18 protein-coding genes and 1 riboswitch are annotated in these 23,996 nt (G+C 54.1%); of the genes, 10 read left to right on the forward strand and 8 right to left on the reverse strand.

All coding sequences use genetic code 11. The features are described 5' to 3' along the window. Positions 1–11 precede the first annotated feature (11 nt). Positions 12–1,751, reverse strand: a complete 1,740-nt coding sequence (locus tag AC2FCQ_RS02290) for an ABC transporter permease (RefSeq protein WP_265553357.1) — start codon at positions 1,749–1,751, stop codon at positions 12–14. A gap of 253 nt (positions 1,752–2,004) precedes the next feature. Here AC2FCQ_RS02290 and AC2FCQ_RS02295 point away from each other — a divergent pair, with 253 nt between their 5' ends. Continuing rightward, positions 2,005–3,885 (forward strand): potassium transporter Kup, encoded by a 1,881-nt coding sequence (locus tag AC2FCQ_RS02295; RefSeq protein WP_209633598.1) that lies wholly within the window; start codon positions 2,005–2,007, stop codon positions 3,883–3,885. 102 nt (positions 3,886–3,987) lie between these two features. Next, positions 3,988–4,293 (forward strand): cupin domain-containing protein, encoded by a 306-nt coding sequence (locus AC2FCQ_RS02300; protein ID WP_404759561.1) that lies wholly within the window; start codon positions 3,988–3,990, stop codon positions 4,291–4,293. A 180-nt stretch (positions 4,294–4,473) separates the two neighbouring features. Here the strand turns inward: AC2FCQ_RS02300 and AC2FCQ_RS02305 are convergent, their stop codons facing one another. After that, positions 4,474–5,628, reverse strand: coding sequence for an alpha/beta hydrolase (locus AC2FCQ_RS02305; RefSeq protein ID WP_490307464.1), 1,155 nt, complete (start codon positions 5,626–5,628; stop codon positions 4,474–4,476). A 64-nt stretch (positions 5,629–5,692) separates the two neighbouring features. On the opposite strand from AC2FCQ_RS02305, the gene AC2FCQ_RS02310 reads away from it, so the two are divergent. Continuing rightward, positions 5,693–6,583, forward strand: a complete 891-nt coding sequence (locus AC2FCQ_RS02310; RefSeq protein ID WP_490307465.1) for a LysR family transcriptional regulator — start codon at positions 5,693–5,695, stop codon at positions 6,581–6,583. Between the two features lie 8 nt (positions 6,584–6,591). Here the strand turns inward: AC2FCQ_RS02310 and AC2FCQ_RS02315 are convergent, their stop codons facing one another. Then, complete coding sequence (locus AC2FCQ_RS02315) at positions 6,592–7,185, reverse strand: TetR/AcrR family transcriptional regulator (RefSeq protein ID WP_490307466.1); 594 nt, start codon at positions 7,183–7,185, stop codon at positions 6,592–6,594. Positions 7,186–7,326: 141 nt separating this feature from the next. On the opposite strand from AC2FCQ_RS02315, the gene AC2FCQ_RS02320 reads away from it, so the two are divergent. The 3 genes from AC2FCQ_RS02320 to AC2FCQ_RS02330 are packed head-to-tail and all read left to right on the forward strand — an operon-like array spanning position 7,327 to position 10,206. Next, the gene (locus AC2FCQ_RS02320; protein WP_490307467.1) at positions 7,327–8,382 is read left to right on the forward strand and encodes a sugar phosphate isomerase/epimerase family protein; all 1,056 of its coding nucleotides are present in this window, start codon (positions 7,327–7,329) and stop codon (positions 8,380–8,382) included. A gap of 29 nt (positions 8,383–8,411) precedes the next feature. Beyond that, positions 8,412–9,308 carry an alpha/beta fold hydrolase gene (locus tag AC2FCQ_RS02325; protein ID WP_490307468.1) on the forward strand — a complete coding sequence of 299 codons (897 nt, stop codon included), beginning with the start codon at positions 8,412–8,414 and terminating at the stop codon, positions 9,306–9,308. Further along, on the forward strand, positions 9,298–10,206 hold the full coding sequence (locus AC2FCQ_RS02330) for an alpha/beta hydrolase (RefSeq protein ID WP_490307469.1): 909 nt from the start codon (positions 9,298–9,300) through the stop codon (positions 10,204–10,206). Before AC2FCQ_RS02325 ends, AC2FCQ_RS02330 begins: the two co-directional genes overlap by 11 nt. Before the next feature lie 44 nt (positions 10,207–10,250). On the opposite strand, the gene AC2FCQ_RS02335 is transcribed toward AC2FCQ_RS02330, so the two are convergent. Continuing rightward, positions 10,251–11,684, reverse strand: a complete 1,434-nt coding sequence (locus tag AC2FCQ_RS02335) for an NAD-dependent succinate-semialdehyde dehydrogenase (protein WP_404759568.1) — start codon at positions 11,682–11,684, stop codon at positions 10,251–10,253. A gap of 213 nt (positions 11,685–11,897) precedes the next feature. Between AC2FCQ_RS02335 and AC2FCQ_RS02340 the strand changes: the two genes are divergently transcribed. The 3 genes from AC2FCQ_RS02340 to AC2FCQ_RS02350 all read left to right on the forward strand — a co-directional run bounded on the left by AC2FCQ_RS02340 (position 11,898) and on the right by AC2FCQ_RS02350 (position 15,453). Then, the gene (locus AC2FCQ_RS02340) at positions 11,898–12,725 is read left to right on the forward strand and encodes an AraC family transcriptional regulator (protein ID WP_209634212.1); all 828 of its coding nucleotides are present in this window, start codon (positions 11,898–11,900) and stop codon (positions 12,723–12,725) included. Positions 12,726–13,101: 376 nt separating this feature from the next. Continuing rightward, positions 13,102–14,208, forward strand: a complete 1,107-nt coding sequence (locus tag AC2FCQ_RS02345) for an ABC transporter substrate-binding protein (RefSeq protein ID WP_490307470.1) — start codon at positions 13,102–13,104, stop codon at positions 14,206–14,208. Between the two features lie 279 nt (positions 14,209–14,487). Then, the gene (locus AC2FCQ_RS02350; RefSeq protein ID WP_209633580.1) at positions 14,488–15,453 is read left to right on the forward strand and encodes a DMT family transporter; all 966 of its coding nucleotides are present in this window, start codon (positions 14,488–14,490) and stop codon (positions 15,451–15,453) included. Positions 15,454–15,485: 32 nt separating this feature from the next. On the opposite strand, the gene fusA is transcribed toward AC2FCQ_RS02350, so the two are convergent. From fusA to AC2FCQ_RS02370, 4 genes are all read right to left on the reverse strand, one after another. After that, complete coding sequence (gene fusA, locus AC2FCQ_RS02355) at positions 15,486–17,591, reverse strand: elongation factor G (RefSeq protein ID WP_209633578.1); 2,106 nt, start codon at positions 17,589–17,591, stop codon at positions 15,486–15,488. Positions 17,592–17,860: 269 nt separating this feature from the next. Then, positions 17,861–18,898: an ABC transporter ATP-binding protein gene (locus tag AC2FCQ_RS02360; RefSeq protein WP_490307471.1), complete on the reverse strand. Its 1,038-nt coding sequence runs from the start codon at positions 18,896–18,898 to the stop codon at positions 17,861–17,863. Then, positions 18,895–20,478, reverse strand: coding sequence for an ABC transporter permease (locus AC2FCQ_RS02365; protein ID WP_490307472.1), 1,584 nt, complete (start codon positions 20,476–20,478; stop codon positions 18,895–18,897). Before AC2FCQ_RS02365 ends, AC2FCQ_RS02360 begins: the two co-directional genes overlap by 4 nt. Before the next feature lie 33 nt (positions 20,479–20,511). Next, positions 20,512–21,528 carry an iron ABC transporter substrate-binding protein gene (locus AC2FCQ_RS02370; protein WP_490307473.1) on the reverse strand — a complete coding sequence of 339 codons (1,017 nt, stop codon included), beginning with the start codon at positions 21,526–21,528 and terminating at the stop codon, positions 20,512–20,514. Between the two features lie 522 nt (positions 21,529–22,050). Here AC2FCQ_RS02370 and AC2FCQ_RS02375 point away from each other — a divergent pair. After that, positions 22,051–23,673 (forward strand): ABC transporter substrate-binding protein, encoded by a 1,623-nt coding sequence (locus AC2FCQ_RS02375; protein WP_490307474.1) that lies wholly within the window; start codon positions 22,051–22,053, stop codon positions 23,671–23,673. Between the two features lie 146 nt (positions 23,674–23,819). Continuing rightward, positions 23,820–23,993: riboswitch (M-box (ykoK) riboswitch) on the forward strand. Positions 23,994–23,996: the final 3 nt, after the last annotated feature.

A 23,996-nucleotide genomic window follows, 5' to 3' on the forward strand; every position in this document is an offset into this window, starting at 1 on the left:
TGAACGCTTCCTTAATCGATGCGGAATCGGGATTCGGCGTAGGCATACAGCGGACGCCACAGCAGGCGATTGAACAGAGTGACAAATAGCGACATCACGGCGATGCCCAAAATGATTTTAGGGAAGTCGCCCGCGGTGGTGGTTTGTGCGATGTAGGCGCCCAGTCCATGTGCCGTGACCTGCGTGCTGCCCCACTGTACGAACTCTGCCACGATGCTGGCGTTCCAGGCGCCACCTGAGGCGGTAATGGCACCGGTGATGTAATAAGGGAAAATGCCGGGCAGCATGACCTGACGCCACCATTGCCAACCACGAATATGGAAGTTGGCAGCGGCTTCTCGGTAGTCGTTGGGGAAGGCGCTGGTGCCCGCGACCACGTTGAACAGGATGTACCATTGGGTACCGAGCACGATCAGTGGCGACAGCCAAATATCCGGATTGAGGTGGAAGTGCACAATGGTGATGACGAATACGGGAAACAACAGGTTGGCTGGGAAGGCGGCCAGAAATTGGGCAATAGGCTGAATTTTGCCGGCCAACGCAGGGCGCAGCCCAATCAGCACCCCGAGCGGCACCCAGATCAGCGATGAAATAGCGATCAGTACGGTGACGCGCAACAACGTAATGAGACCCAGTACCAACACATGGCCAACGTCCGCCAGCGTCACCCCGGTTTGCACATAAAGGATCACGTGATAAGCAATGGCGATCGTCAGCAGGATCAGCAGGCCGCTCCAGCACAGGTCGATCAGGCGCGAGCGTTTTTGCCGTTGCACGTTGCTGGCTCGGCGGCGTCTTATTGTCGGCAGATTGAGCCGCAGGCGTGCGGTCTTGGCCAGAAGTGCACCCAAAGGCGTCAATAACAGGTGAATGAGTCGCGTGCGGCGCATCAGGTTCAGCACCCACGAGTTTGGCGCATGGGCTGAGCGGGTGGTTTCCATGCGAAATTTGTCTGCCCACGCCACCAATGGGCGGAACAACAACTGGTCATAAGCCAAAATCACCACGGTCATGGTGAGCAATACCCAACCGACCGCGTGCAGATCTTTACTCAGTATCGCCTGTGCGAGGTAGGCGCCAATACCGGGTAGCGTAAAGGTGTTATTACCGACCGTAATGGCTTCAGACGCCACGATAAAGAACCAGCCGCCAGACATCGACATCATCATGTTCCAGATCAGGCCCGGCATTGAAAACGGCACATCCAGCTTCCAAAAACGCTGCCAGGGGCTCAAATGAAAACCGCGCGACACCTCCAGTAAATCACGTGGCACGGTGCGCAGTGATTGATAAAAACTGAAGGTCATATTCCAGGCTTGGCTGGTGAAAATCGCGAAGATGGCGGCGAGTTCGACGCCTAACACCCTGCCGGGAAACAGTGCGATAAAGAAGGTCACGGTAAAGGAAATATAACCGAGTACCGGCACCGACTGAAGAATATCGAGAATAGGCACCAGCACTTTTTCCGCACGGCGGCTCTTGGCTGCCAGCGTGCCGTAAACCAAGGAAAATATCAGCGCTGCCACCATGGCGATAAGCATGCGCAAGGTGGTGCGCAGGGCATATTCAGGCAGGTTAGCGGGATCAAGAGAGATGGCCTGGGTTTTTAGCGTCATGATTGGCTGCATCGTTTGATGCAGGCCAACAGCCATCATCGCGATAGTGCCGATAATCATCGGGAAGGCGATAACATCCCACCCGTTGGGCAGTAAACGCCGGGCGGAGGCGTGTATATTGAGCCTGACGTTCATCTAACCTCTCTTTAAACCAAAATTGGTCGAGTTTTGAGGGTAATGGCAGCACAACGACTATAGACCATTACCAACCGGCATTTTTAAACCGTTACTCAGCAGACGTCGTTTCAGTGGCTGTTATGCCACAGTGTACCGATGGCGGATGACAATTCAGATTATCGTGATCGTGCAGTAGCTTTGCTGGGGGGAAGCGATAATAATTCATAGACTAAGACAGGATGACCGTTCGATTTTCAAAGAGGATTACGTTATGTCTGCCGGCAGTGACACGGAACAACCCAACAAGTCGAGCTTAACTCTGTTGGCAGGTGGCGCACTGGGTGTGGTGTTTGGTGATATTGGTACCAGCCCCTTGTATACCTTCAAAACGGTGCTGTTTCTCTCTGGCGATACCCCCTCGGTACCCGTGATTCTTGGGTTGTTGTCGCTTATTTTCTGGACACTGGTGATCGTTACGTCGTTGAAATACGCAATGTTCGCGATGCGTATTGATAACCGTGGCGAAGGCGGCATCATGGCCTTGATGTCGCTGTTGGTCAGTAAGACCAGCTCCCGCCCAATGGTGCTGTTTGCCGGCCTGTTTGGTGCGGCATTGATCTACGGCGATGGGGCGATCACCCCGGCGATCTCCGTACTGTCGGCGCTGGAAGGGTTGAACATTGTTCTGCCCGAATCGCAGCCCTATATTTTGCCGGCGGCGGTGGCCATCTTGGTCAGCCTGTTCGCTATTCAACCGCTCGGCACTGCACGCATCGGTAGGGTGTTTGGGCCGATTATGGCGCTGTGGTTTTTTTCCATCGCGGCCTTGGGCATTTGGGGGATTATCCAGCATCCTGCGGTGCTGATGGCGTTGAATCCTTTGTACGGCGTTAACTTCCTGTTCTCTAATGGGGTGACCAGCTTTCTGGTGCTCGGTGGCGTTTTCCTCTGTGTCACTGGTGCAGAGGCGCTGTACGCCGATATGGGGCATTTTGGCAAAAAGCCGATCTGGCTCGCGTGGTTTGGCATCGTTTTCCCCAGCCTATTGCTGAACTATGCCGGGCAGGCTGCGCTCATTCTGTCTGGCGCCGACGTGACCCAAAATATCTTCTTCCGCCTGTGTCCGCCGGTGCTGCAAATCCCTCTGGTTATCCTGGCGACGTTGGCCACCATCATCGCAAGCCAGGCTATCATCAGCGGGGCTTTCTCCATGACCCGTCAGGCGATCCAGCTTGGCTGGCTGCCACGCCTGCAGGTGAAACAGACCACGGAGGAAAGCTACGGGCAAATCTACATCGGTGCCATCAACTGGTTGCTGATGGCGGTCACCGTCTTCCTGACGGTGTTCTTCAAGTCATCCGATAATTTGGCTGCCGCTTACGGCATCGCCGTGTCGCTTACCATGATCATGACCACCGGGCTGCTGTTTGTGGCGATGCGAGAGGTATGGCGATGGGGAGTGGTCACCAGTTTATTGGTGGCAGGCGGCTTTTTTATCGTCGATCTCAGTTTCCTGTTGGCCAACCTCAGCAAGGTAATGCAGGGTGGTTATGTCCCGTTGCTGTTGGCCACTCTGGTGTACGGCGTAATGCTAATCTGGCATCGCGGGGTGATCGCGGCTTCCCGTACCTTGGGGGAAAAAAGCGTGCCGTTGACGGATTTCCTGGCACACCTTGAAGAGCAAAAAATTCCCCGTGTACCCGGCACTGCAATATTTCTTACTCGTACGCTAAATGGCACGCCGCCGGTGATGAAGTGGCACGTTAAGCGTAACGGTTCGCTGCACGCCACCGTGTTGACACTGAATATTATGATCGTCAACGAACCCCGCGTAGCGAATGCCGAGCGGTTGGTCATCCGACAACAGTCACCGGGGTTCTGGTGCGGAATCGCCAGCTACGGTTTTATGGAGCGGCCCCATATTCCCCGCTTATTACGCCATGCAGAGGCGCAGAAAACCGGGCTGAATTTTGATGACGCGACCTATTACCTGGGGCATGAAACCGTGGTACGCCGCGAGGCCAATGACCGATTACCGGCGTGGCAGCGCAACATTTTTGCATTGATGGTGCGCAACGGTATGCACGTAACCGATTATTACTATTTGCCCAGCGATCAGGTTGTTGAAATTAGCCGCCGGGTGCCGGTTTGAGGCGCTTGGCTATAGGTTAAAAGCATTGGTTATTTAACTGTCTGCGCGGGAGAGGGTACATTGCGGTAGCGCGATGGGCGCTGCTTGTGAGTGAAAGGGTTTATGTCATTGTTCGATCTTACCGCGTTGGCAGCCGGTCTTCCGCAGGCATGGCGTTCCCGCGTATTGGGACATGTCGGCTCGGCCAACATCAAAGTGCTGCGCATGGACTCGCGTAGCAGTGAGGAAGAAGTGCATGATTACAACGAAGGCCTCCTGGTGATCAGCGGCCAACTGCGGTTGCAGGTGGCGGGGGACGAAATTGTGGTGAGGGCCGGCCAGCTATATCAGGCTTCTGCTGGCGTGCCACACCGCGTATTACCGGGCAGCGAGGGCACGCTGGTGATCTTCGATCTGCCGGAAGATTGAGTACCGTCGTTTCTGTCGAAGGGGACGCCTGCTGCCTAAGGCTGGTCACTTAAGGTGTTTTTAGCGAGTTCAAGACTATTTCGGTCATTCAATGAGCAAAGCACCATGAGGCTCATGTGCCTCTACCGAGCAGGGGAACCAGGGCGGAGTCCCTCTAGGCAGAGGGGCCCCACTTACCGATCAATGCGGTTGCGCCAGAAATGTGACAACGCCCTCGAGAAAGCGTTTTCTACCGGCGTTATCCCGATCAAGATGGACAAAATGTGTGGCTTCAGGAATGGCCAGCATCTCTGCCAGGGGGGCATCTTTCATGATGGCCGCAGCATCTTCGGGCCGGCTCCAGAAGTCCCGCTCAGAGCGGATAACCAACACCGGAACGTTAGTTAATGCTGTTGCGGACCACTGTTTTTTGCCCGTGGCCAGTTCAAAGCTGTCAGCCATTGCACCTGTTGGCGCCCTGAAACTTTGCGGTGTTCTGCGTTGTGACGTTTTGTCCGATGCCAGAGCCGCATCACCGTAAGCGCGTTTAACCGTTTCATCTCGCCACTGAGTTTTATCCAGCATGGGAATGCTTTTATCCCAGACAACAAACAGACTGTCTCGCGTGCTCAGGCTCCATCCGCCAAATTTTGCCGTGTTGAAATGCCCGGGATTCCGCGGGTCTTCCAGTGGCGAGCCATATCCCAGTGACGGGTGATGGGCGCTTCCGCCATAAAGCGTATTATAAAGAACCAGTCGTTCAACATTCTGGGGGTACTGCGACGCGTAAGCGCCTGCCCAGTGACCCCCGGTTGCCCATCCCAGGAGACTAATGCGGGGGGAACCATTCCATGTTTGAATAGCACGTACGGCGTGGGCGATATCGTTTACGGCATCTGCAGTGCGTATCAACGGCATTGACTGGTCAGGCGGTGCATCCATTTCAACTGGCCGACTTGATAACCCATACCCCCGCAGATCAAGGATATACACCTGAAGCCCTGTCTGTGCCAGGTCTGCTGCCAGAGAGCCGCCCTTAACGGGCAGATCAAAAGAGGCGATACCGGGAACACGGGCACCATGAATCAGTAGAACCGGCGAAAGTGGTGTCGTACTGCTTGATTTCAGTCTGACTTCCCTAATGTGGAGCCGTTCTCCATTCTCAAGTGCAACATACCTCTCTGTGCGGCTGATCGGGTTGGATAGGTCATTTTCTTCTGACGCGCCTAGCGCGCATGATGCCGACATCATCAGGAAGGCTGCCAGCATATTTATGCTTCGGTAAGGCAGTGATAATGATCTGAGTATGTTCATTGTCCTTTCTGCTCCACGAATATATACAGGGAGTATATTCATGTGGCTTCCATGATGTGTCTAATACTATTGTGGTGCTTTCTTAATACATTAAAGGTATCGCGATATGCTCACCCTGCGTCAGTTGCGCCAATTTCTGGTTGTTGCGGAAACAATGAATATGCGGAAAGCAGCAGAGCGTTTACATATGGCTCAACCCCCGCTGACAAAAGCGATCCGTCATATGGAAGAGACGCTGGGTACCCGGCTTTTTGAGCGAACAAATCGAATCACGGCACTGACCCCAGCAGGAAAGGTGTTGCAGAAGGAAGCGGTAGCGACGCTCATGCAGATGGAAAGGGCGATGTTGTTGGCCCGACGTGCTGGCGAGGGAATGACAGGGACTTTGCGTATCGGTTTTGTGGCCACTGCCATCAGACATTTGCTTCCTGACATGATTGCTCGTTTTCACGTCTCCTGCCCGAAGGTTGTTCTTGAGTTGAAAGAAATGACAACCGCACGTCAGGTGGCAGGCATTCTGGATGATTCGCTTGACGTTGGCATTGTGGTGTTACCCGTTCCTGAATACGCAATACAGAAACTCTCTTATCACCGATTTTTTAGCTGTCCGTTGGTTGCCGTTTTGCCAAAAAAACACCCGGATAACGCAAGCGGTGCTCTGCCGCTTGCTGCTCTGGCGGGGGAACCCTGGGTATTATTCCCGGAGCAGGAAGGGCCTGGCCTCTATCGTTCTATTACGGAGGCCTGTGAAAAGGAAGGGTTTATTCCAGAGGTTGTCCAGCGAGCATTGCAGATGGAAACGATTGTCGGCCTGGTTGCTTCGGGGTTAGGGGTCAGTCTTGTCCCGGAGTTTATGCAAAAAAATGGATGGGCAAATGTTTCTTTTTGCAAACTTATTGGGGAGCCGATCCTGTATCAGGTTGCCTTGACTCATAAGCCAGAAAATACCAATCCTTATATTGCGGATTTTGTAAAGAACGCGACGCACCCGCAGTAATCAGAAGGTTATTCGCCGTTGCCAAGCGCGGTGAGCGCCACGTTCACCGCCGCCAGCAGACGTGCCTCCGTGACGCCGTCGCGAGCCTGCACCGACAAGCCGTGCAGGAAGACGGCAAAATAATCACCGAGGCTTTCGGCATCGGTTTCGGGTGGCAGTTCGCCCGCGATTACCGCAGCCTTCAGGCGCTCAATAATGCCCTGAGTGCGCAACCGGCGGTGTTCTGCCAACCAGGTTTTGATACTGGCGTTTTCGTCGCTGACACTGGTTGCAGAGGAAACCACCATGCAGCCTTGGGGTGCATCAGCGCGGCTATAGAGTGCCACGGCGTCGTATAACATGCGTTTTATTGCCGTATGCACACTGCTTTCTTCACTGAATGCGCGATCGGCAAACCCACCTTCATGGCTTTCATAACAGGCAATGGCTTCACGGAACAAAAGCTCTTTTGAACCAAACGCCTTGTAAATACGTGCGGAGGCAATGCCCAGCTCGGCAACCAAATCCGACATCGACGTACCTTCATAACCCTGTCGCCAAAAGAGGTCACGTGCCTTCACTAATGCCTGTTCGCGGTCGAATTCGCGTGGTCTGCCTGCCATTCATCTACCCTTATTTGCCGATCTTTCAGTGAAATAGGATCGCTTAAATCCACCTTAATACCAACGATTTTTTAAAATTCGCTTGCTGAGGAATGTATTTAAGCATATTGTTTGTCGATCGACAAACAATAGGAGTTTACGATGAAAACCCTGAAAGGTCCAAGCCTGCACCTCGCACAATTCAGCGACGACGCTGCCCCCTTTAACAGCCTGCCGGCGATAGCCGACTGGGCCGCGAAAACCGGTTTTAAAGCCCTGCAAATCCCCGCGTGGGATAGCCGCCTGTTTGACTTGGCAACGGCCGCAGAAAGCCAGACGTATTGCGACGATCTGGTCGGTATGTTGGCAGAACATGGGCTGGAGGTCAGCGAACTGACCACCCACATTTTTGGTCAGCTGATGGCGGTACATCCGGCTTATGACGCGTTATGTGACAGCTTTGCGCCACCGGCTTTACACGGCAATCCGAAGGCACGCGGTGAGTGGGCGCACCAGCAGCTCCTGTTGGCGGCCAAAGCCTCTGCACGACTGGGGCTGACTGAGATGGGCACGTTTTCAGGTTCACTGGCCTGGCCCTATTTGTTCCCGTTCCCACAGAGACCGGCGGGGCTGATTGAAACGGCCTTCGATGAGTTGGCCAAGCGCTGGCTGCCGATACTCAATGCCTGTGACGAGCAAGGGGTGAACCTGTGCTATGAAATTCATCCCAGCGAAGATTTGCACGATGGCGTGACCTTCGAAATGTTCCATCAGCGCGTTGGCGGCCATCCGCGCTGTCAGATACTGTTCGACCCGAGTCACTTCGTGCTGCAACAACTTAACTATCTGGATTATATTGATATTTATAAGGATTTTATTCGCATGTTCCACGTCAAGGACGCGGAGTTTAATCCGACCGGTCGGCAGGGGATCTACGGCGGTTATCAGTCCTGGACTGAACGCGCAGGGCGTTTCCGCTCGCTGGGCGATGGGCAGGTGGATTTCAAGGGCATATTTTCACGGCTGACGCAGCACGGTTATCAAGGCTGGGCAACGCTGGAATGGGAATGCTGCCTGAAACACCCGCAAGACGGTGCCCGTGAAGGCGCAGCCTTTATTCGTGACCATATCATCAACGTCACCGACAAGGTGTTTGATGATTTTGCCGGCGCACCGGTTGACCAACAACAAATCAATGCTTTGCTTGGCCTGCGCTGAGCCACCTTAATCCTTCACGGAGAACACCGATGACACTGCAAAATAACGGGTCCACGCAACATGGACCTGAGCCAGAACACGTCTATGCGCGGGTAAATGGCAACCGAATTCACTGTGTAACGCTTGGCGAAGGTCGCCCGGTGCTGTTGATTCCTGGGTGGCCACAAACCTGGTACACCTGGCGGCATGTTATGCAAGCGCTGGCGGCAGCCGGTTTTAAAGCCATCGCGGTAGATCCACCGGGTATCGGGGATTCAGACAAGCCTGTGGGCGGCTATGACACCGGCAGTGTCGCCGCCACGCTGCACCAGACCATGCTGCAGCTTGGGTACCCGAGTTATCAATTGGTCGGTCATGATATAGGGATGTGGATCGGGTACGCGATGGCCAGTGACTTCCCACAGGCGGTCACGGGGGTGGTACTGACGGAGGCGGTGATCCCTGGGCTTGCACCGGCACCGCCGATTTTTGTGCCCGCCGACCAGAACATTTTCCTGTGGCACTTCATGTTCAACCAACTGACGGACCTGCCGGAGGCATTGACGTTGGGCCGTGAGCGAGAGTACCTCAGCTATATATTTAATCGTTGGTCTTATCGCCGCGATCGGGTCGCGGCGGAAACGTATATCACGGCCTATTCGGCACCGGGTAGCCTGCGGGCCGGTTTTGATTACTACCGCGCCATTCCGGAAACCATACGGCAAAATCAGCGTCGGGCTGAAACCCGCCTGACCATGCCGGTGATGACCATTGGGGCCGAGCACGCCACCGGAGATGCGCCTTTTGTCACCTTGCGCGATAACGCAACTAACCTGCGTGGTGAAACGGTTGCCGGGTGCGGGCATTTCATTACCGAAGAGTCCCATGAGGCGTTTATTGCGTTGGTGGTACCTTTCTTGCTGGAGGGTCAGACTGATGCCGCTTAATCCGCAGATTGCCCACTTCCTGGCGGACGCGGCGCAGGCAACCGCATCGGAATCTCTGTCTGAGATGCGTGCGGCAGCAGAAAACGGGCTGTTGCAGTTGCAAGGTGAGCCCGAGGCCAGTGGCGGGATCAAGAACGGATGGGTCACCGCCAGCGACGGGCACAATATTGCTATTCGTGCTTACACGCCATTGGGCGTGGATGCGGGCGCCCCCATACCGGCAATGTTGTACGCCCACGGTGGCGGCTGGTGTCTGGGCTCACTGGCGCTGTATGACCAGCCTTGCCAGGCACTGGCCAATGCCACAGGCCGCATGATCCTGTCGGTTGATTATCGCTTGGCACCGGAACATCCCTATCCACGGCCGTTGGATGACGTGTATCAGGCATTGTGCGGCGTGATTGAACAGGCGGATGCGTGGGGATTCGATGCCACACGTATCGCGGTTGGTGGTGACAGCGCGGGGGGGAATCTGGTCGCGGCCGTTGCGCTATTGGCTCGCGACTGGGATGGCCCGCAGATTGAACATCAGCTGTTGCTGTACCCGGCCTTGAGCCGGGCTATGGATACGGCCAGCTACGTCGACTACGCACAAGGCTATTTTCTGACGCGGGAAGTGATGGAATTTTGCTGGCGTCAGTATCTGCCTGAAGAGCGCGATCACCCAGAGCCTTACGCAGAACCCTTGCATGCAGCAACGTTAAGCCGGTTGCCCCCGGCAACCATATTGAGCTGCGAGTATGATCCGTTGCGCGATGAGGCGGAGGATTATGCCCGGCGTCTGCGGGAGGACGGGGTTGCGGTGCGCTGTGAACGGCTGCCGGGCATGGTACATGCCTGCATCCATATGCTGGGTTTAACCCCGGCGGCACGGGAACTGTTCGACAAGGCCCGATGATAAAATGCCCCGTGAGAACGGGGCATTTTTTTCGCTTAGGTTAATTAACGGCCCGCGACGGTGACAAAGCGGGTTTCCAGGTAAGATTCGATCGCTTCGCTGCCGCCTTCGGTGCCGTGACCAGAGTCTTTCACCCCGCCAAACGGCGTTTCAGGCAGGCCAAAACCAATGTGGTTAATGCTGAGCATGCCGCTTTCCACATCGCGTCCCAACGCGTTCACGGTCGCGATGCTACGGCTGTACGCGTAGGCTGCCAAACCGTAAGGCAGGCGATTGGCCTCGGCGATAGCCTCCTCATAGGTTGCAAATGGCCGCAGCAGGGCGACCGGGCCAAACGGCTCTTCAGACATCGCACGAGCACTCAAGGGGACGTCGCGCAACACCGTCGGCTCAAAGAAATTGCCAGGGCCTGCTACACGTTTTCCGCCGGTGGTGGCTTTGGCTCCCTCGGTAATGGCATCTTTCACGAAGGCTTCTATGGCATCTACGCTGCGTTGCAGCACCATTGGCCCCATGGTCACACCGTCCTGCTGACCGTTGCCCAGCTTGATATCGCGTACTGCTGCGGTGAATTTCTCGACAAAGGCTTCATAAACGCCTTGCTGGATCAGGAAACGGGTCGGTGCAATGCAGACCTGTCCGGCATTACGGAACTTGGCCAGTGCCAGCTCTTTCGCCGCGGTGTCGAGATCGGCATCGTCAAAAATCAGCACTGGGGCATGACCGCCCAGCTCCATGGTGGCCTTTTTCATGTGCTGACCCGCCAGCGCCGCCAGGTGTTTGCCCACGCGGGTGGAACCGGTGAACGAGATTTTGCGAATGCCAGGGTGCGGGATCAGGTATTCGGAAATCTCTGCTGGGGTGCCGTAAACCAACGCGATCACGCCAGCGGGAATGCCGGCATCGGCAAAGGCGCGAATCAACTCTGCCGGCGAGGCCGGGGTTTCTTCCGGCCCTTTAATGATGATTGAACACCCGGCTGCCAGAGCGGCGGACAGCTTGCGCACAATCTGGTTAATCGGGAAGTTCCACGGCGTGAACGCAGCAACCGGGCCTACCGGCAGCTTCAGCGTTTGCTGTTGAACATCCTGACTGCGGGATGGAATAATCTGGCCATAAGTGCGGCTGGCTTCGCCGGCAAACCAGTCAATCACGTCTGCCGAGTTCAGGATCTCAACCTTGGCCTGCGCCACCGGTTTACCCTGTTCCTGGCTCATGGTCAGGGCAATTTTCTCGGCACGTTCACGCAACAATGCTGCGGCTTTACGCATCAGGTTGGCCCGCTGATAGGCAGAGGTTTCACGCCAAATTTTGAAGCCGCGCTCGGTTGCGGTCAGCGCCAGATCGAGATCGGCTGCTGTGGCGTGAGCCACGTTGCCAATAACCTCATCGGTGGCGGGATTCGTGACCGGCGTGGTTTTGCCAGCAACTGCGTTGCGCCATTGTCCGTCAATATAGAGTTGGGTATCTGGATACATTGTTGCCTCTTACTTTCAGGGGATTAAAGACCGTGTTCCCACTCTGCGGCGGGATAATCGATAGCCCGGCGCTGAATTGCAGGTACCGGACACTGGGTAAAATACCCTACGCTGAATGAGCCGCAGCGTCCAGAGTACCGGGCATTGCACTACTCAAAACCCGTTGTGTTGACTATCATATCGGCATCAGCAACATTGAAGCAGGACGGTACGGTGCAGGGTGTTCCATTAGCGTTTCCCTTTGAAAAGGACAGCGCACAGTTTCGGCGTTTGCCGCAGGTGCCGGGTGTAGAACTTTATCATGCCCATATTGAACGCTATGCCTTTGAACCGCATTCGCATGACGCTTTTGCCATCGGGACCGTCGATTTTGGTGCTGAGCGTTTCCGTTACCGTGGCGCGCAACATGTGGCGGCGCCGGGTTCACTGGTGTTGATGAACCCCGACGAACTGCATACCGGCCAGGCGGAAACCGTCGGTGGCTGGAATTACCGCATGCTGTATCTGGAGCCGGCGACGCTGGAGCTATTGTCAGGTGAGCAGGGGTTTTGGTTTACCGATGCGGTCCGCCAGGATCCGTTAGCGGCGCGGCAACTGTCCGCCATGCTGGCCGCCCTGTGGCAAACTGATGACCCGCTTACGATTGACAGTTTGTTATTGCAGATCGTCGCCGTTTTTCGCCCTCATATCCAGGTATCAAGATCGTTGAAGGCCGAGTCGACGCACCGTTTTGATATCGTCAAAAGTTACCTGCACGATAACTTCTCCGCTGCGATTACATTGGGCCAACTGGCATCGTTGGTGTCTCTCAGTCCCTATCATTTTCTGCGTAAATTCAAAGCCGAATACCATGTATCTCCCCAGCAGATGCTGATGGCAATCCGTTTGTCGCAGGCCAAACAGATGTTGGGGCGCGGTATACCTGCGGCACAGGTCGCGGCGGCAACGGGATTAACCGATCAGGCGCATTTGACGCGGGCTTTTGCTAATCGTTACGGTGTCACTCCTGTCCGCTATCAAAAACAAGTTGGAGGCCGCTGAAAAGAGGGGCCACAAGATGCGTCAGATGAAGGGCACCGAATAACGCGCAATAAATAGGGGCAATGCGTGGCCTAATACCCTTTCCGTCATTACCACCGACATTAAGCTAAGTAGGCGAATGCTGATTGTTCTCTGTCCAAAATGTATTTTCCGTTAACGTTATAATTCTTTTTTTTATGCTGCATTAGCAAAATTATCTGGCGAGTCATGCTGAAGGGGTTGTCACGCGCAGAATTTTACCTCTAACCGTGAATAGACACAGCGATTCTGGTTGATATAAAGCTTAATGGAAATTATTATCATTTGCGTTTTTGCATTCAGAATAATGAAATGAAAAATTATTAGAACAACCCCAACTCCTGAGGATTGCTATTTTATGGGCGTTCGAAACTTCATAAGCTGTACGTTCTTTACCCTTTTGTTAACCCTGTCTGGCACCACAAATGCTGCCACCACGACATTAACGGATGTCCTGGGGCGGCAAGTTACGCTTGAGACCCCCGTCAAAAGGGCGATCTTGGGGTTTTACTTTGAAGACTACATGGCTGTCGGCGGGGAAGCCGCGTACGAACGCGTCATTGGTATTTCTCGTGAGGCCTGGCGAGGGAAAGTCCCTGCGAATTGGAATATGTATGTTAAGCATATGCCATCGCTGGCCCGTATCGCCGATATTGGCGAAGTGGACCTGCATAATATTTCGCTCGAAAATATAATATCATTGAAACCCGACGTTATTATTTTGGCAGAGTGGCAATACGTTGCTCTTAAACATGAAGTCTCTCGCCTTGAAGAATTAAACATTCCGGTCGTCGTGGTAGACTACAATGCGCAAACTGTAGAAAGACATGTCAGCTCAACAAAAATATTTGGCATACTGACAGGGCAAGAAAAACGCGCTCAGGAATTGTCAGCGTTATACGCTAATAACATTGCCGATGTACAACGTAGAGTGGCTGCGTCAGGATTAAAGAAACCCAAAGTTTATATCGAGTTTGGCAATAAAGGTCCTGATGATTACTCCTTCACTTACGGTAAGAATATGTGGGGAGCGATGCTGAAGCTTGCGGGGGCAGACAATATCGCTGAACCGCTTTTTGAGTGGTGGGGCGTGATTAATCCAGAACAACTTCTCGTTTCGAAGCCTGATGCTATTTTCATCTCAGGAAGAGAAAACAACAAGATTGCCTCAGCGCTTTCGATGGGTGTGGGTGTTGATAAAAACATATCAATTCAACAACTTATTGGGTTCTCTACACGCCAGGGGTGGAGTTCTTTGCCAGCCATTAAAAATAAGCAACTCTTCGGTGTGTATCAAGGTGCATCAAGAACGCTCTCTGATTTTGCCATGATTCAGTTTATTGCAAAGTCACTTTATCCAGAACAGTTTAAAGATGTTGATCCGGTTAAGAATTACCTAAGTTACTATGAAAAGTATTTGCCAGTGAAACCTGAGGGAACCTTTGCTATCAGCGCGTGGGAGTAAAAACATTGACTCAGGCGTGACGCACTGATTTCTGCCAGCACCAAAGGAAAGCCTGCATACAATGCAGGCTTTTTAAATGGGCCGTGTTTTTATGCAATTAAATGGCAAGAGTGGACTTAAGTTGCAGACGTTCAACGTTGCAGCAGAATTTCCCCATCCCTACGAAAAGTGAGTAAAACAGCAATTTGCTACAATATTCCCCCTGACGGGTCGATTAGGCTGACACCCAATATCATTCACGGGTTCAGGCTGCTGTACCTGGTTGTTGACGGAGTCACTATGTTTGTTGGTGTGTTATTTGCCTTGTCTGCTGGGCTGATGTGGGGGCTGATTTTTGTCGGCCCCGTGTTAATTCCTGAGTATCCTGCGGCATTGCAGTCCACCGGGCGTTACCTGGCTTTTGGCCTGATTGCGTTACCTCTGGCCTGGTTTGATCGTCGTCGATTGAAAAAGTTACACCGTAATGATTGGTGGGAAGCATTAAAACTGACGGCGATAGGTAACTTGTTGTATTACCTGTGCCTGGCCAGTGCGATACAACGTACCGGAGCACCGGTTTCCACCATGATTATCGGCACGTTGCCGGTGGTGATTTCGGTCACTGCCAATCTGTTTTACAGCCAACAGGATGGGCGACTTTCATGGCGTAAACTCACGCCAGCCTTGCTGTTGATCGCCTGCGGGTTGGCACTGGTTAACGTTGCCGAGCTGCAAGGCAATAAGGCACCTGTCGATGTCTGGCGCTATACCAGTGGCCTGGGGCTGGCATTAGTGGCGGTAGCATGTTGGACCTGGTTCCCGCTGCGCAATGCCCGCTGGTTACGAGAAAACCCAAATCAAAGGCCTGCAACCTGGGCGACGGCGCAGGGGCTGGTGACGTTACCGCTGGCGTTAGTGGGCTACGTGTTGGTTTGCGGCCAGTTGGCGATGACCCAACCGGCGTTTGCATTGCCGTTTGGGCCAAGGCCGGAACTGTTTATTCCTTTGATGCTTGTTATTGGCATATTCTGCTCGTGGATTGGCGCACTGTGCTGGAATGAAGCGAGCCAGCGTCTGCCGACGGTGTTGGTGGGGCCGCTGATCGTATTCGAAATTCTGGCAGGGCTCGCCTATACCTTTATGCTGCGTCAGGCGTGGCCGCCGTTATTGACCGTCGGTGGCATTGCCTGCCTGATGATTGGCGTGGTGTACGCGATGCGGATTAAGCCGCAGCCGGTGGTGGTGTCACTGGCTGCGAAGGAGTAACACCTGCCGTGGGGACACGACAGGTGCGGATTTTAGCGTTTGCTGTGGTGGATGATCTCTTCGGCCACATTATGGGGGGCTTCAGCGTAGTGGCTGAACTCCATCGTGTAAGTCGCGCGGCCCTGCGACATTGAGCGCAGGGTAGTTGAATAACCAAACATCTCGGACAGCGGCACCTTGGCGTGAATTTCCTTGCCGCCGCCGCCCGGGAGGTCCTCCATCCCTTGCACCAAACCGCGCCGAGACGACAGATCGCCCATCACGCTGCCGGCGTAGTCCTCTGGCGTTTCTACTTCTACCGACATAATCGGCTCGAGGATTACCGGGTCTGCCTGACGGCAGGCTTCTTTGAAGCCAAAGATCGCCGCCATGCGGAACGCTTGTTCTGAAGAGTCAACGTCGTGGTATGAACCGAAGGTCAGGTGCACCTTAACATCGACCACCTGATAACCGGCCAACACGCCATTATTCAGTGCTTCCAGTACGCCTTTTTTTACCGCCGGAATGAATTCCCCCGGAATAACGCCGCCTTTTATCTCATCAATGAACTCAAAACCTTTACCCGGTTCATTGGGTTCCACCGTCAACACCACGTGGCCGTACTGCCCCTTGCCGCCAGATTGACGCACGAATTTACCTTCTACGTCGGTCACGCGTTTGCGTATCGTCTCACGGTAAGACACTTGCGGTTTGCCGGTGGTGGTTGCCACGCCAAATTCGCGCCGCATGCGATCGACGATAATTTCCAGGTGCAATTCGCCCATGCCGTAAATAATGGTCTGGCCGGAGTCTTCATCCGTGCGCACGCGGAAAGAGGGATCCTCGGAGGAGAGCCGCTGAAGCGCAATCCCCATTCGCTCCTGATCGGCCTTGGTTTTTGGCTCAATGGCTTGTGCGATCACCGGCTCTGGGAACACTATTTTTTCCAGCGTGATGATGGCGTTAGGATCGCACAGGGTGTCACCGGTCGTGACGTCTTTGAGTCCCACACAGGCGGCAATATCACCGGCGTGCAGCTCTTCGACATCTTTGCGATCGTTGGCGTGCATTTGCACGATGCGACCAATACGCTCTTTCTTGCCTTTGATCGGGTTATAAACGCTGCTGCCCTTGGTGAGTACACCGGAGTAAACCCGCACAAAGGTGAGTTGGCCAACAAAAGGATCGGTCATCAGTTTAAACGCCAGCGCGGAAAACTTTTCGTCATCGGACGCTCGGCGGATAACAATCTTGTCGTGCTCATCGTGGCCTTCCATGGGCGGAACGTCGAGCGGCGAAGGCATCAGTTCGATCACCGCGTCGAGCATGCGTTGCACGCCCTTGTTGCGGAAGGCTGAACCACACAGCATGGGCTGGATTTCACCCGCCACCGTGCGCAGACGCAGGCCACGAACGATCTCCTCTTCGCTCAACGGCACCTGATTAAGGTATTTATCCATCAGTTCTTCCGAACCTTCGGCGGCGGCTTCGATCATTTTATCTCGCCACTCTTGGGCAATGTCGCGCAGTTCTGCGGGGATCTCTTCAAAGCTGAAGCTCATGCCTTGCGTCGCTTCGTCCCACACAATGGCCTTCATGCGTACCAGGTCCACCACGCCGGTGAAGTGGTCCTCGGCGCCAATAGGAATGACAATCGGCACGGGATTGGCCTTCAGACGTTCGATCATCATTTTACGTACGCGGAAAAAGTCCGCACCGACGCGGTCCATTTTGTTGACGAACGCCAGACGTGGCACTTTGTATTTATTGGCTTGACGCCAAACGGTCTCTGATTGCGGTTGTACACCGCCCACCGAGTCATAAACCATGACCGCGCCGTCCAGCACGCGCATGGAACGTTCGACCTCAATGGTAAAGTCCACGTGGCCTGGGGTGTCGATGATATTGATACGATGCTGCGGATAATTATGCTGCATGCCGTTCCAGAAACAGGTTGTTGCTGCCGAGGTAATGGTAATACCGCGTTCCTGTTCCTGTGCCATCCAGTCCATGGTGGCTGCGCCGTCGTGCACTTCGCCCAGCTTGTGACTGACCCCGGTGTAAAACAGAATTCGCTCGGTCGTGGTGGTTTTGCCGGCATCAATATGCGCCGAAATGCCGATGTTGCGGTAGCGTTCGAGGGGGGTAGTACGTGCCATAATTAACCTTTCTTAGCCGCGTTAAAGAGAAGCGGCTCAAACAGCATGAATAATTATGATAATCCTCTGTGGGTTATCTCCGGACGGATGAATGATTACACCGGTCACAGATTAATCGTAGTTGATAGAAGGGGTTTTACTAAGTGATGGCTGCGATAGGTTTTTCCGTATTGGCCTGCGTGCCGACATTGCTGCGGGCAGAGCAGAAGATCATTGAGACGACTCAAATGGCCAGCAGGGTAGCGGGCGATAACTCGCCCACTACGGCATCACTCGGCAAAGATGTGCGCCTGACCGATGATACTCAGGCTGACGTGGGAACCGGCACGAATGCCTTCTCGGCTGACGGTTTTAATCTCGATAGCCGTGTCATTGCCGGTCATGCGCAGATTTAAGGTCGAGACAAAACCGGCAAAATCAATGCTGGTCACGATCGCCTGGCTCTGCTGTTGTGACACAGACTGGCTAATTTGGATCTGTTCTGGGCGCAGCATAATGCGCGCAGGCCCGCGGCGCTGACAATCGTCCACGGCAATTCGGCCCAGAGCGCAATCGGCCCAGCCTTGTTCAAGCTCTGCGGACAACACCAGCGTTTCCCCTAAAAAGGTGGCTGTCGGCTCGTCCACCGGTCGCAGATAGAGATCTTGTGGTGGGCCGACCTGCGCCAAACGCCCATTACGCATCACCGCGACCTGATCGGCAAATGACAGGGCTTCGGTTTGATCGTGGGTCACCAGAATCGACGCAACCTTGGCTTCGGCCAGCAGCTCGGCCACGGCTTTGCGGGTCGCGGCGCGCAGGCCGGTATCGAGCGCGGAAAAGGGCTCATCGAGCAACATCAGTTTGGGTTGCTGAGACAATGCACGTGCCAAGGCCACCCGCTGTTGCTGTCCGCCGGACAGCTCGTGCGGCCACAGTGCTCCAAGGCGGCGATCCAGCGCCACCATCTCCATCAATGCATCAATGCGCAACTGTTTGTCGCGTTTGCTTCCCTTTAGACCGAATCCAATATTGCCTGCCACGGTAAAGTGTGGGAATAACGCGCCGTCCTGTGGCACAAAGCCAATGCCACGCAGGTGTGCCGGTACCCAACCGTTGCCGTTGGCCATCGCCTGGCCTTGTAACATCACTTGGCCGTTATCCGGAACTTCAAAACCCGCGATGATGCGCAGCAACGTGGTTTTCCCAGAGCCCGAAGGGCCGACAATCGCGGTACGGCTGCCTTCTTCGACCTGTAAATCAATATGCTCCAGCACCTTAACTGCGTTATAGGACTTACTGATGCCGTGTAGTTCAAGCGTACTCATAATCCCGCCGTGCGTTTGGATTGAGAATAAAGAAGCCAGGTCAATGGCAGAGACAGCCCCACCATAATCAAAGCGTAAGGGGCTGCCGCCACATAGTCGATCTCGCTGGTCAATGCCCAGAAACCGGTCGCCAACGTGCGCGTCCCGTTGGGTGCCAGTAGCAGAGTGGCGGTTAACTCATTGGAGATGGCCAGAAACACCAGCGCCGCCCCGGCGGCTGCACCCGGGGCCGCCAGGCGCAGCGTGGTACTCCATAACGCTTGAGCCGGTGAGCGCCCGAGGCTGCGTGCCACGTTTTCCAGCTCGACCGGCGCCTGAGCAATACCGGCGCGCAGGTTGATCAAGGCCCGTGGCATAAACATCAATAAATAGGCCAGCAGCAAGGTAATTTCTGTTTGGTAAATGGGGCGGAAGCTGTGAATGGTGATGGTCACCAACGCCAGCGCGACCACAATGCCGGGCAGTGAACTGGTGACATAGTTGCAGCCTTCCAGCACGCGATAGAGCCGCGCCGGGTAGCGTACCGACAACCAGGCCATAGGAATGGCGCACAAGGTGATCAGTAATGCGCCGCTGGCGGCCAGCGACAATGTTTGCAGCAAGGCCGGCAATAACTCGGCGTTACGCCACACGTCAAGCCCACCGAGAGCCAGCCATCGGGCTAGCGTAATAAAGGGAACGCCCAGTGCCAGCGCCGTGAGGCACACTGGCAGTAGCAGGCCGAATAGGGTGGCCATTTTGCCAAGTCGATACGCAGTCTGGCTGCGGGCACTGCCAGAACCGACGCGGGCATAACGCGCCCGACCACGGCTGGCGGCCTCCAGCAGCAGCAGCCCCAGACAGCACAGCACCAGCACACCCGCCAACATGTTGGCGGCCGGGCCGTTAAAGGTAGACTGGAATTGATCGAAAATGGCGGTGGTAAAGGTATCAAAACGGATCATGGCGTACAGGCCGTATTCCGCCAGTAAATGCAGTGCGATCAGCAGTGATCCGCCCCAAATGGCCAGTTTTAGCTGCGGTAACACCACGCGGAAAAAGACAGCCAATGGCCGACTACCCAACGAGGTGGCGACGTCTTCAATACCGGGATCCAAGCGGCGCAAAACCGCGGCGGCCGGCAGATAAATAAACGGGAAGTAGGCGAGCACAGAAATAAAGACACCCGCGCCCAGTCCGTGCATTGAAGGCACCAAACTGATCCAGGCATAACTTTGCACGAAGGCGGGTACTGCCAGCGGTGCTGTCGCCAATAAAGACCAGATGCGGCGCCCCGGCAACGTCGAACGTTCAGTCAGCCAGGCTAGCGTCACCCCAAGAAGTGCACAGATGGGTAAGGTGAAGATCACCAACAGCAGAGTGTTGAGTAGCAATTCGCCCACGCGGGGGCGAAATACCAGAGCTTTAACCGTTTGCCAGCCGGTTTCAAACGCCACACTAATGACAAACCCCAGCGGCAATAGCGCCAACAGGGAAAGTAAAATGGCCGTTGCCACGATAAACAGCCCGGGCCGATGATGACGCCGGGTCGAAGCGTACCGCGGGGCTGAGCCCGTGGCGTTGAAACCTATATTCGACATAGGGTTGAAAGCTCTCTGTACTGATAAACCGGCTTACAGTAGCCCGGCTTCGGTCATCAACTCGACCACTTTTTTGCCATTCAGCGACGAAGCGTCAACTTTTGGTGCATCCAGTTCTTTCAGCGGTACCAGTTTTGGATTGGAGGCAGAATTAACACCGACGGCATACTCGAAGGCGTTGTTCGTACGCAGAATCTCTTGGCCATTTTTACCGGTGATCCACTTAACGAACTCCTGTGCCTGTTTTTGGTGCTTGCTGGATGCCAGCACACCGCCACCAGAGATGCTGACGAACGCGCCTGGATCCTGGTGTTTGAAATAGTAAAGCTTGATGTTTTTACTGTTTTCGCCCGTTTTTGCACCATCGACGAACGGATAATAGTGATAGATAACCCCGCTGTCGATTTGGCCGGCATTGACCGCTTTCATCACGGTGCTGTTACCTTTATAGGCGGTGGCGTTGGTCTTCATCGCTTTCAGCCATTCCAGCGTGGCTTTTTCGCCTTTGAGCTCCAGCAATGCACTGACGATAGCCTGGAAGTCAGCACCTGAAGGTGACGCGGCCCAGCGGCCTTTCCATTCCGGCTTGGCCAGATCCAGCAGGGACTTAGGCAGCTGTGCCTCTGTCAGTTTCGCCGGATTGTAAACGAACACCGTTGAGCGGGCGGCAATGCCAACCCAGCGGCCGTGCTGCGGACGGTACTGCGGTTCAACCTGCGCCAGTGTTGCTGCGTCCAGCGGAGCGAACAGCTTGGCGTTGTCTACCAGCACCATCGCAGGGGAGTTTTCCGTCAGAAATACGTCGGCAGGGGATGCGGTGCCTTCTTGCACCAGTTGGTTGCCCAATTCGCTGTCGCCGCCGTTACGCAAGGTCACTTTTATGCCGGTGTCTTTGGTAAAGCCGTCAACCCAGGATTTCACCAGGTTTTCGTGTTGCGCGTTATAAATAACGATACCGTCATCCTGGGATGCCGCATTGGCCGAGAACGCCAGCATCATGGACGATGCCAACAAGGCAATCGGGCCGAGAGAAGAGAAACGCAGCTTCATACAGTCATCCTTATTAAGAGAGTGCAGAGAATAAAAGCGAAATGTGCCTAACGGGCGTTGGGCTGCCCTGATTGTATATAAGAACATTAATAATGATAGTGAAAACGATTCGTATTAATTTATTTTTAGATTTTGCTCACTAATTATCTCATCCTAAGGAAAAATTAAGTTTCAGCCTGAATAATCTGCCTTGATACCTGATTCTCATCAGTATTTATTATGTTCAAACCCTCATCTTCAATTCGTGCGCGACGTATTCGTTAGCTGAAGAACGCGCCGGAAGCCACGCTGTTCTTTTCGTTGATCACAATGATCCCCGCTGCCATGGGGAAGCGCCAACCGCCGTCTCGACCAGTATCAAACAGGCTCACCAGCGCAGCAGATATTCGATTGATTGTGAAAGAAATTCATGTTGTTCGGTACGCGCTTATTTGGTTATGAGTCATAGCGTTTAATCATTTAATTTATTCAACTGCTTCACTGTATATATACGTCGACAAAACACCAATAAGGGATATCGACGTGAAGTATTCATTCAAACTTAACGGATTAGCCGGTCTAATCATCTTGTCTTTACAGGCGATGGTGCCGGTTAACGCCGCCGACGTGCCTGCAGGGGCTCAACTGGCCACCGTACAGGAACTGGTCCGGGCCAATGGTTATGAGCCGGCAACGCTTGATCCGAATTTGGCAGAAAGTAACGTAGAGTTTTATATCTTCAATGACGTTTTTGAAGGTTTGCTGCGGGTGGGTAAAAACGGTGAAGTGATCCCCGCGCTGGCGACAAAATGGGTGCAGCAGGGCAATGTCTGGACATTCTATTTGCGGCCGGAAGCCAAATGGTCAAACGGCGATCCGGTGACGGCCGATGACTTCGTCTACAGCTGGCGGCGCCTCACCGATCCCAAAACAGCATCCCCCTATGGTAGCTATTTGGCGTCGGCCTATGTGCTAAACGCGGCAGAGATTAACGCCGGCAGCAAACCGCCAACCGAGCTGGGTGTGAAAGCGTTGGATGCACACAGGCTACAAGTCACATTGGTTGAGCCAAACTCCTATCTGCTTAAGCAGTTAGTGCATTTTCCTGTGCTGCCGGTGAATCGAAACGTGGTGGAGAAATACGGCAAAAATTGGACTCAACCGCAGAACTTTGTTGGCAACGGGGCGTTCCGCCTGACGCAGTGGGTCGTGAATGAGAAAGTGGTGGTGGAACGCAACAGCCAGTATTGGGATAACGCCCGCACGGTGCTCAATAAAGTGACGTTCCTGCCGTTACAGGGGTTCCCTGAAGTGGCACGTTTCCGAGCCGGCGAAATTGAATTGGGCTACAGTGCGCCGCCGGAATTGTACCAGCAGTTAAAAAATAGCCTGGGTGATGAACAGTTGATCACCTATCCACTGCTGTCGACCAGTTACTTTGCCTTTAACAACCGGCAGGCTCCCTTCAATGATGTCCGCGTGCGTCAGGCATTAAATCTGGCGCTGTATAAAGAGATCATAGCCACCAAAGTGCTGGGCTATGGCCAACAGCCGGCCTGGACGTTTACGCCAACCGGTGCCGGTGGTTTTACGCTGCAAGCGGGCCAAGAGGCCGGGTGGCCACGCGAACAGCGTATCGCACAGGCGAAAAAGCTATTGGCGGAAGCGGGCTTTGATGCGGCACATCCGTTAAGTTTCACGCTGCTGTACAGCAACGATGCCACCATCAAGAAAATAGTGATCGCCAGCAGTGCGATGTGGAAAAAGAACCTGGGTGTGGACGTCACCTTGCAGAGCCAGGAACGGAAGGTGGTGCTGGACAATATCAACAATGGGCAGTACAGCGTGGCTTTCAGCCGTTGGTTGGCAGACTACAATGATCCGTCTACGTTCCTGAACGTGTTCCGCGCTACCAGCAGTGAAAATTCAGCCAAATATGCCAACGAAAATTACGATCGTTTGTTACACCAGGCGACCGCGGCGCAGACGCCACAGCAGGTACAACGCTATTTCCAACAGGCTGAAGACGTGCTGGCGGTAGACACGCCAGTGGCACCGGTTTACTACGAAGCGAACGCCACTCTGGTCAAACCCTATGTGAAAGGTATCGACTTTACCCGGCAGGGGCCGCTGTACGACAAGAATGTGTATATTCTCGCTCATTAACGACAGAATAACGCGTGGGCCGGGAGGGTACTGGCCCGCATTTATTATTTTGTCGCGAAACTTTTTTCTAAATGTTTCATAAACGGTTAGCCAACTTTTTCCTCATCGATAAAAAACCGCGCCTATACTGCCCCCGTAGTTTATATGCAGTATCTCGTTTGGCGAGGCTCCTATACAAACACAGGTTACTGATCTGACGACATCGAGAGATGCCCAAGGTTAAGACAGGCTTTATCGGATTAAGGTTCAGCCCAAGGTAACTTCTGATGAATACATCAGATACGTTGTATAGTGCTAAAACCTGGACGCGGAGATAGGCTGTC

This window comes from Serratia sp. CoH_134_PS_4, assembly GCF_058190535.1.

Excerpts from the sequence above, each read along its gene's own strand:
- AC2FCQ_RS02290 (WP_265553357.1), bottom strand. The coding sequence starts at position 1,751 with ATGAACGTCAGGCTCAATATACACGCCTCCGCCCGGCGTTTACTGCCC.
- AC2FCQ_RS02295 (WP_209633598.1), top strand. The coding sequence starts at position 2,005 with ATGTCTGCCGGCAGTGACACGGAACAACCCAACAAGTCGAGCTTAACT.
- AC2FCQ_RS02300 (WP_404759561.1), top strand. The coding sequence starts at position 3,988 with ATGTCATTGTTCGATCTTACCGCGTTGGCAGCCGGTCTTCCGCAGGCA.
- AC2FCQ_RS02305 (WP_490307464.1), bottom strand. The coding sequence starts at position 5,628 with ATGAATATACTCCCTGTATATATTCGTGGAGCAGAAAGGACAATGAAC.
- AC2FCQ_RS02310 (WP_490307465.1), top strand. The coding sequence starts at position 5,693 with ATGCTCACCCTGCGTCAGTTGCGCCAATTTCTGGTTGTTGCGGAAACA.
- AC2FCQ_RS02315 (WP_490307466.1), bottom strand. The coding sequence starts at position 7,185 with ATGGCAGGCAGACCACGCGAATTCGACCGCGAACAGGCATTAGTGAAG.
- AC2FCQ_RS02320 (WP_490307467.1), top strand. The coding sequence starts at position 7,327 with ATGAAAACCCTGAAAGGTCCAAGCCTGCACCTCGCACAATTCAGCGAC.
- AC2FCQ_RS02325 (WP_490307468.1), top strand. The coding sequence starts at position 8,412 with ATGACACTGCAAAATAACGGGTCCACGCAACATGGACCTGAGCCAGAA.
- AC2FCQ_RS02330 (WP_490307469.1), top strand. The coding sequence starts at position 9,298 with ATGCCGCTTAATCCGCAGATTGCCCACTTCCTGGCGGACGCGGCGCAG.
- AC2FCQ_RS02335 (WP_404759568.1), bottom strand. The coding sequence starts at position 11,684 with ATGTATCCAGATACCCAACTCTATATTGACGGACAATGGCGCAACGCA.
- AC2FCQ_RS02345 (WP_490307470.1), top strand. The coding sequence starts at position 13,102 with ATGGGCGTTCGAAACTTCATAAGCTGTACGTTCTTTACCCTTTTGTTA.
- AC2FCQ_RS02350 (WP_209633580.1), top strand. The coding sequence starts at position 14,488 with ATGTTTGTTGGTGTGTTATTTGCCTTGTCTGCTGGGCTGATGTGGGGG.
- fusA (WP_209633578.1), bottom strand. The coding sequence starts at position 17,591 with ATGGCACGTACTACCCCCCTCGAACGCTACCGCAACATCGGCATTTCG.
- AC2FCQ_RS02360 (WP_490307471.1), bottom strand. The coding sequence starts at position 18,898 with ATGAGTACGCTTGAACTACACGGCATCAGTAAGTCCTATAACGCAGTT.
- AC2FCQ_RS02365 (WP_490307472.1), bottom strand. The coding sequence starts at position 20,478 with ATGTCGAATATAGGTTTCAACGCCACGGGCTCAGCCCCGCGGTACGCT.
- AC2FCQ_RS02370 (WP_490307473.1), bottom strand. The coding sequence starts at position 21,528 with ATGAAGCTGCGTTTCTCTTCTCTCGGCCCGATTGCCTTGTTGGCATCG.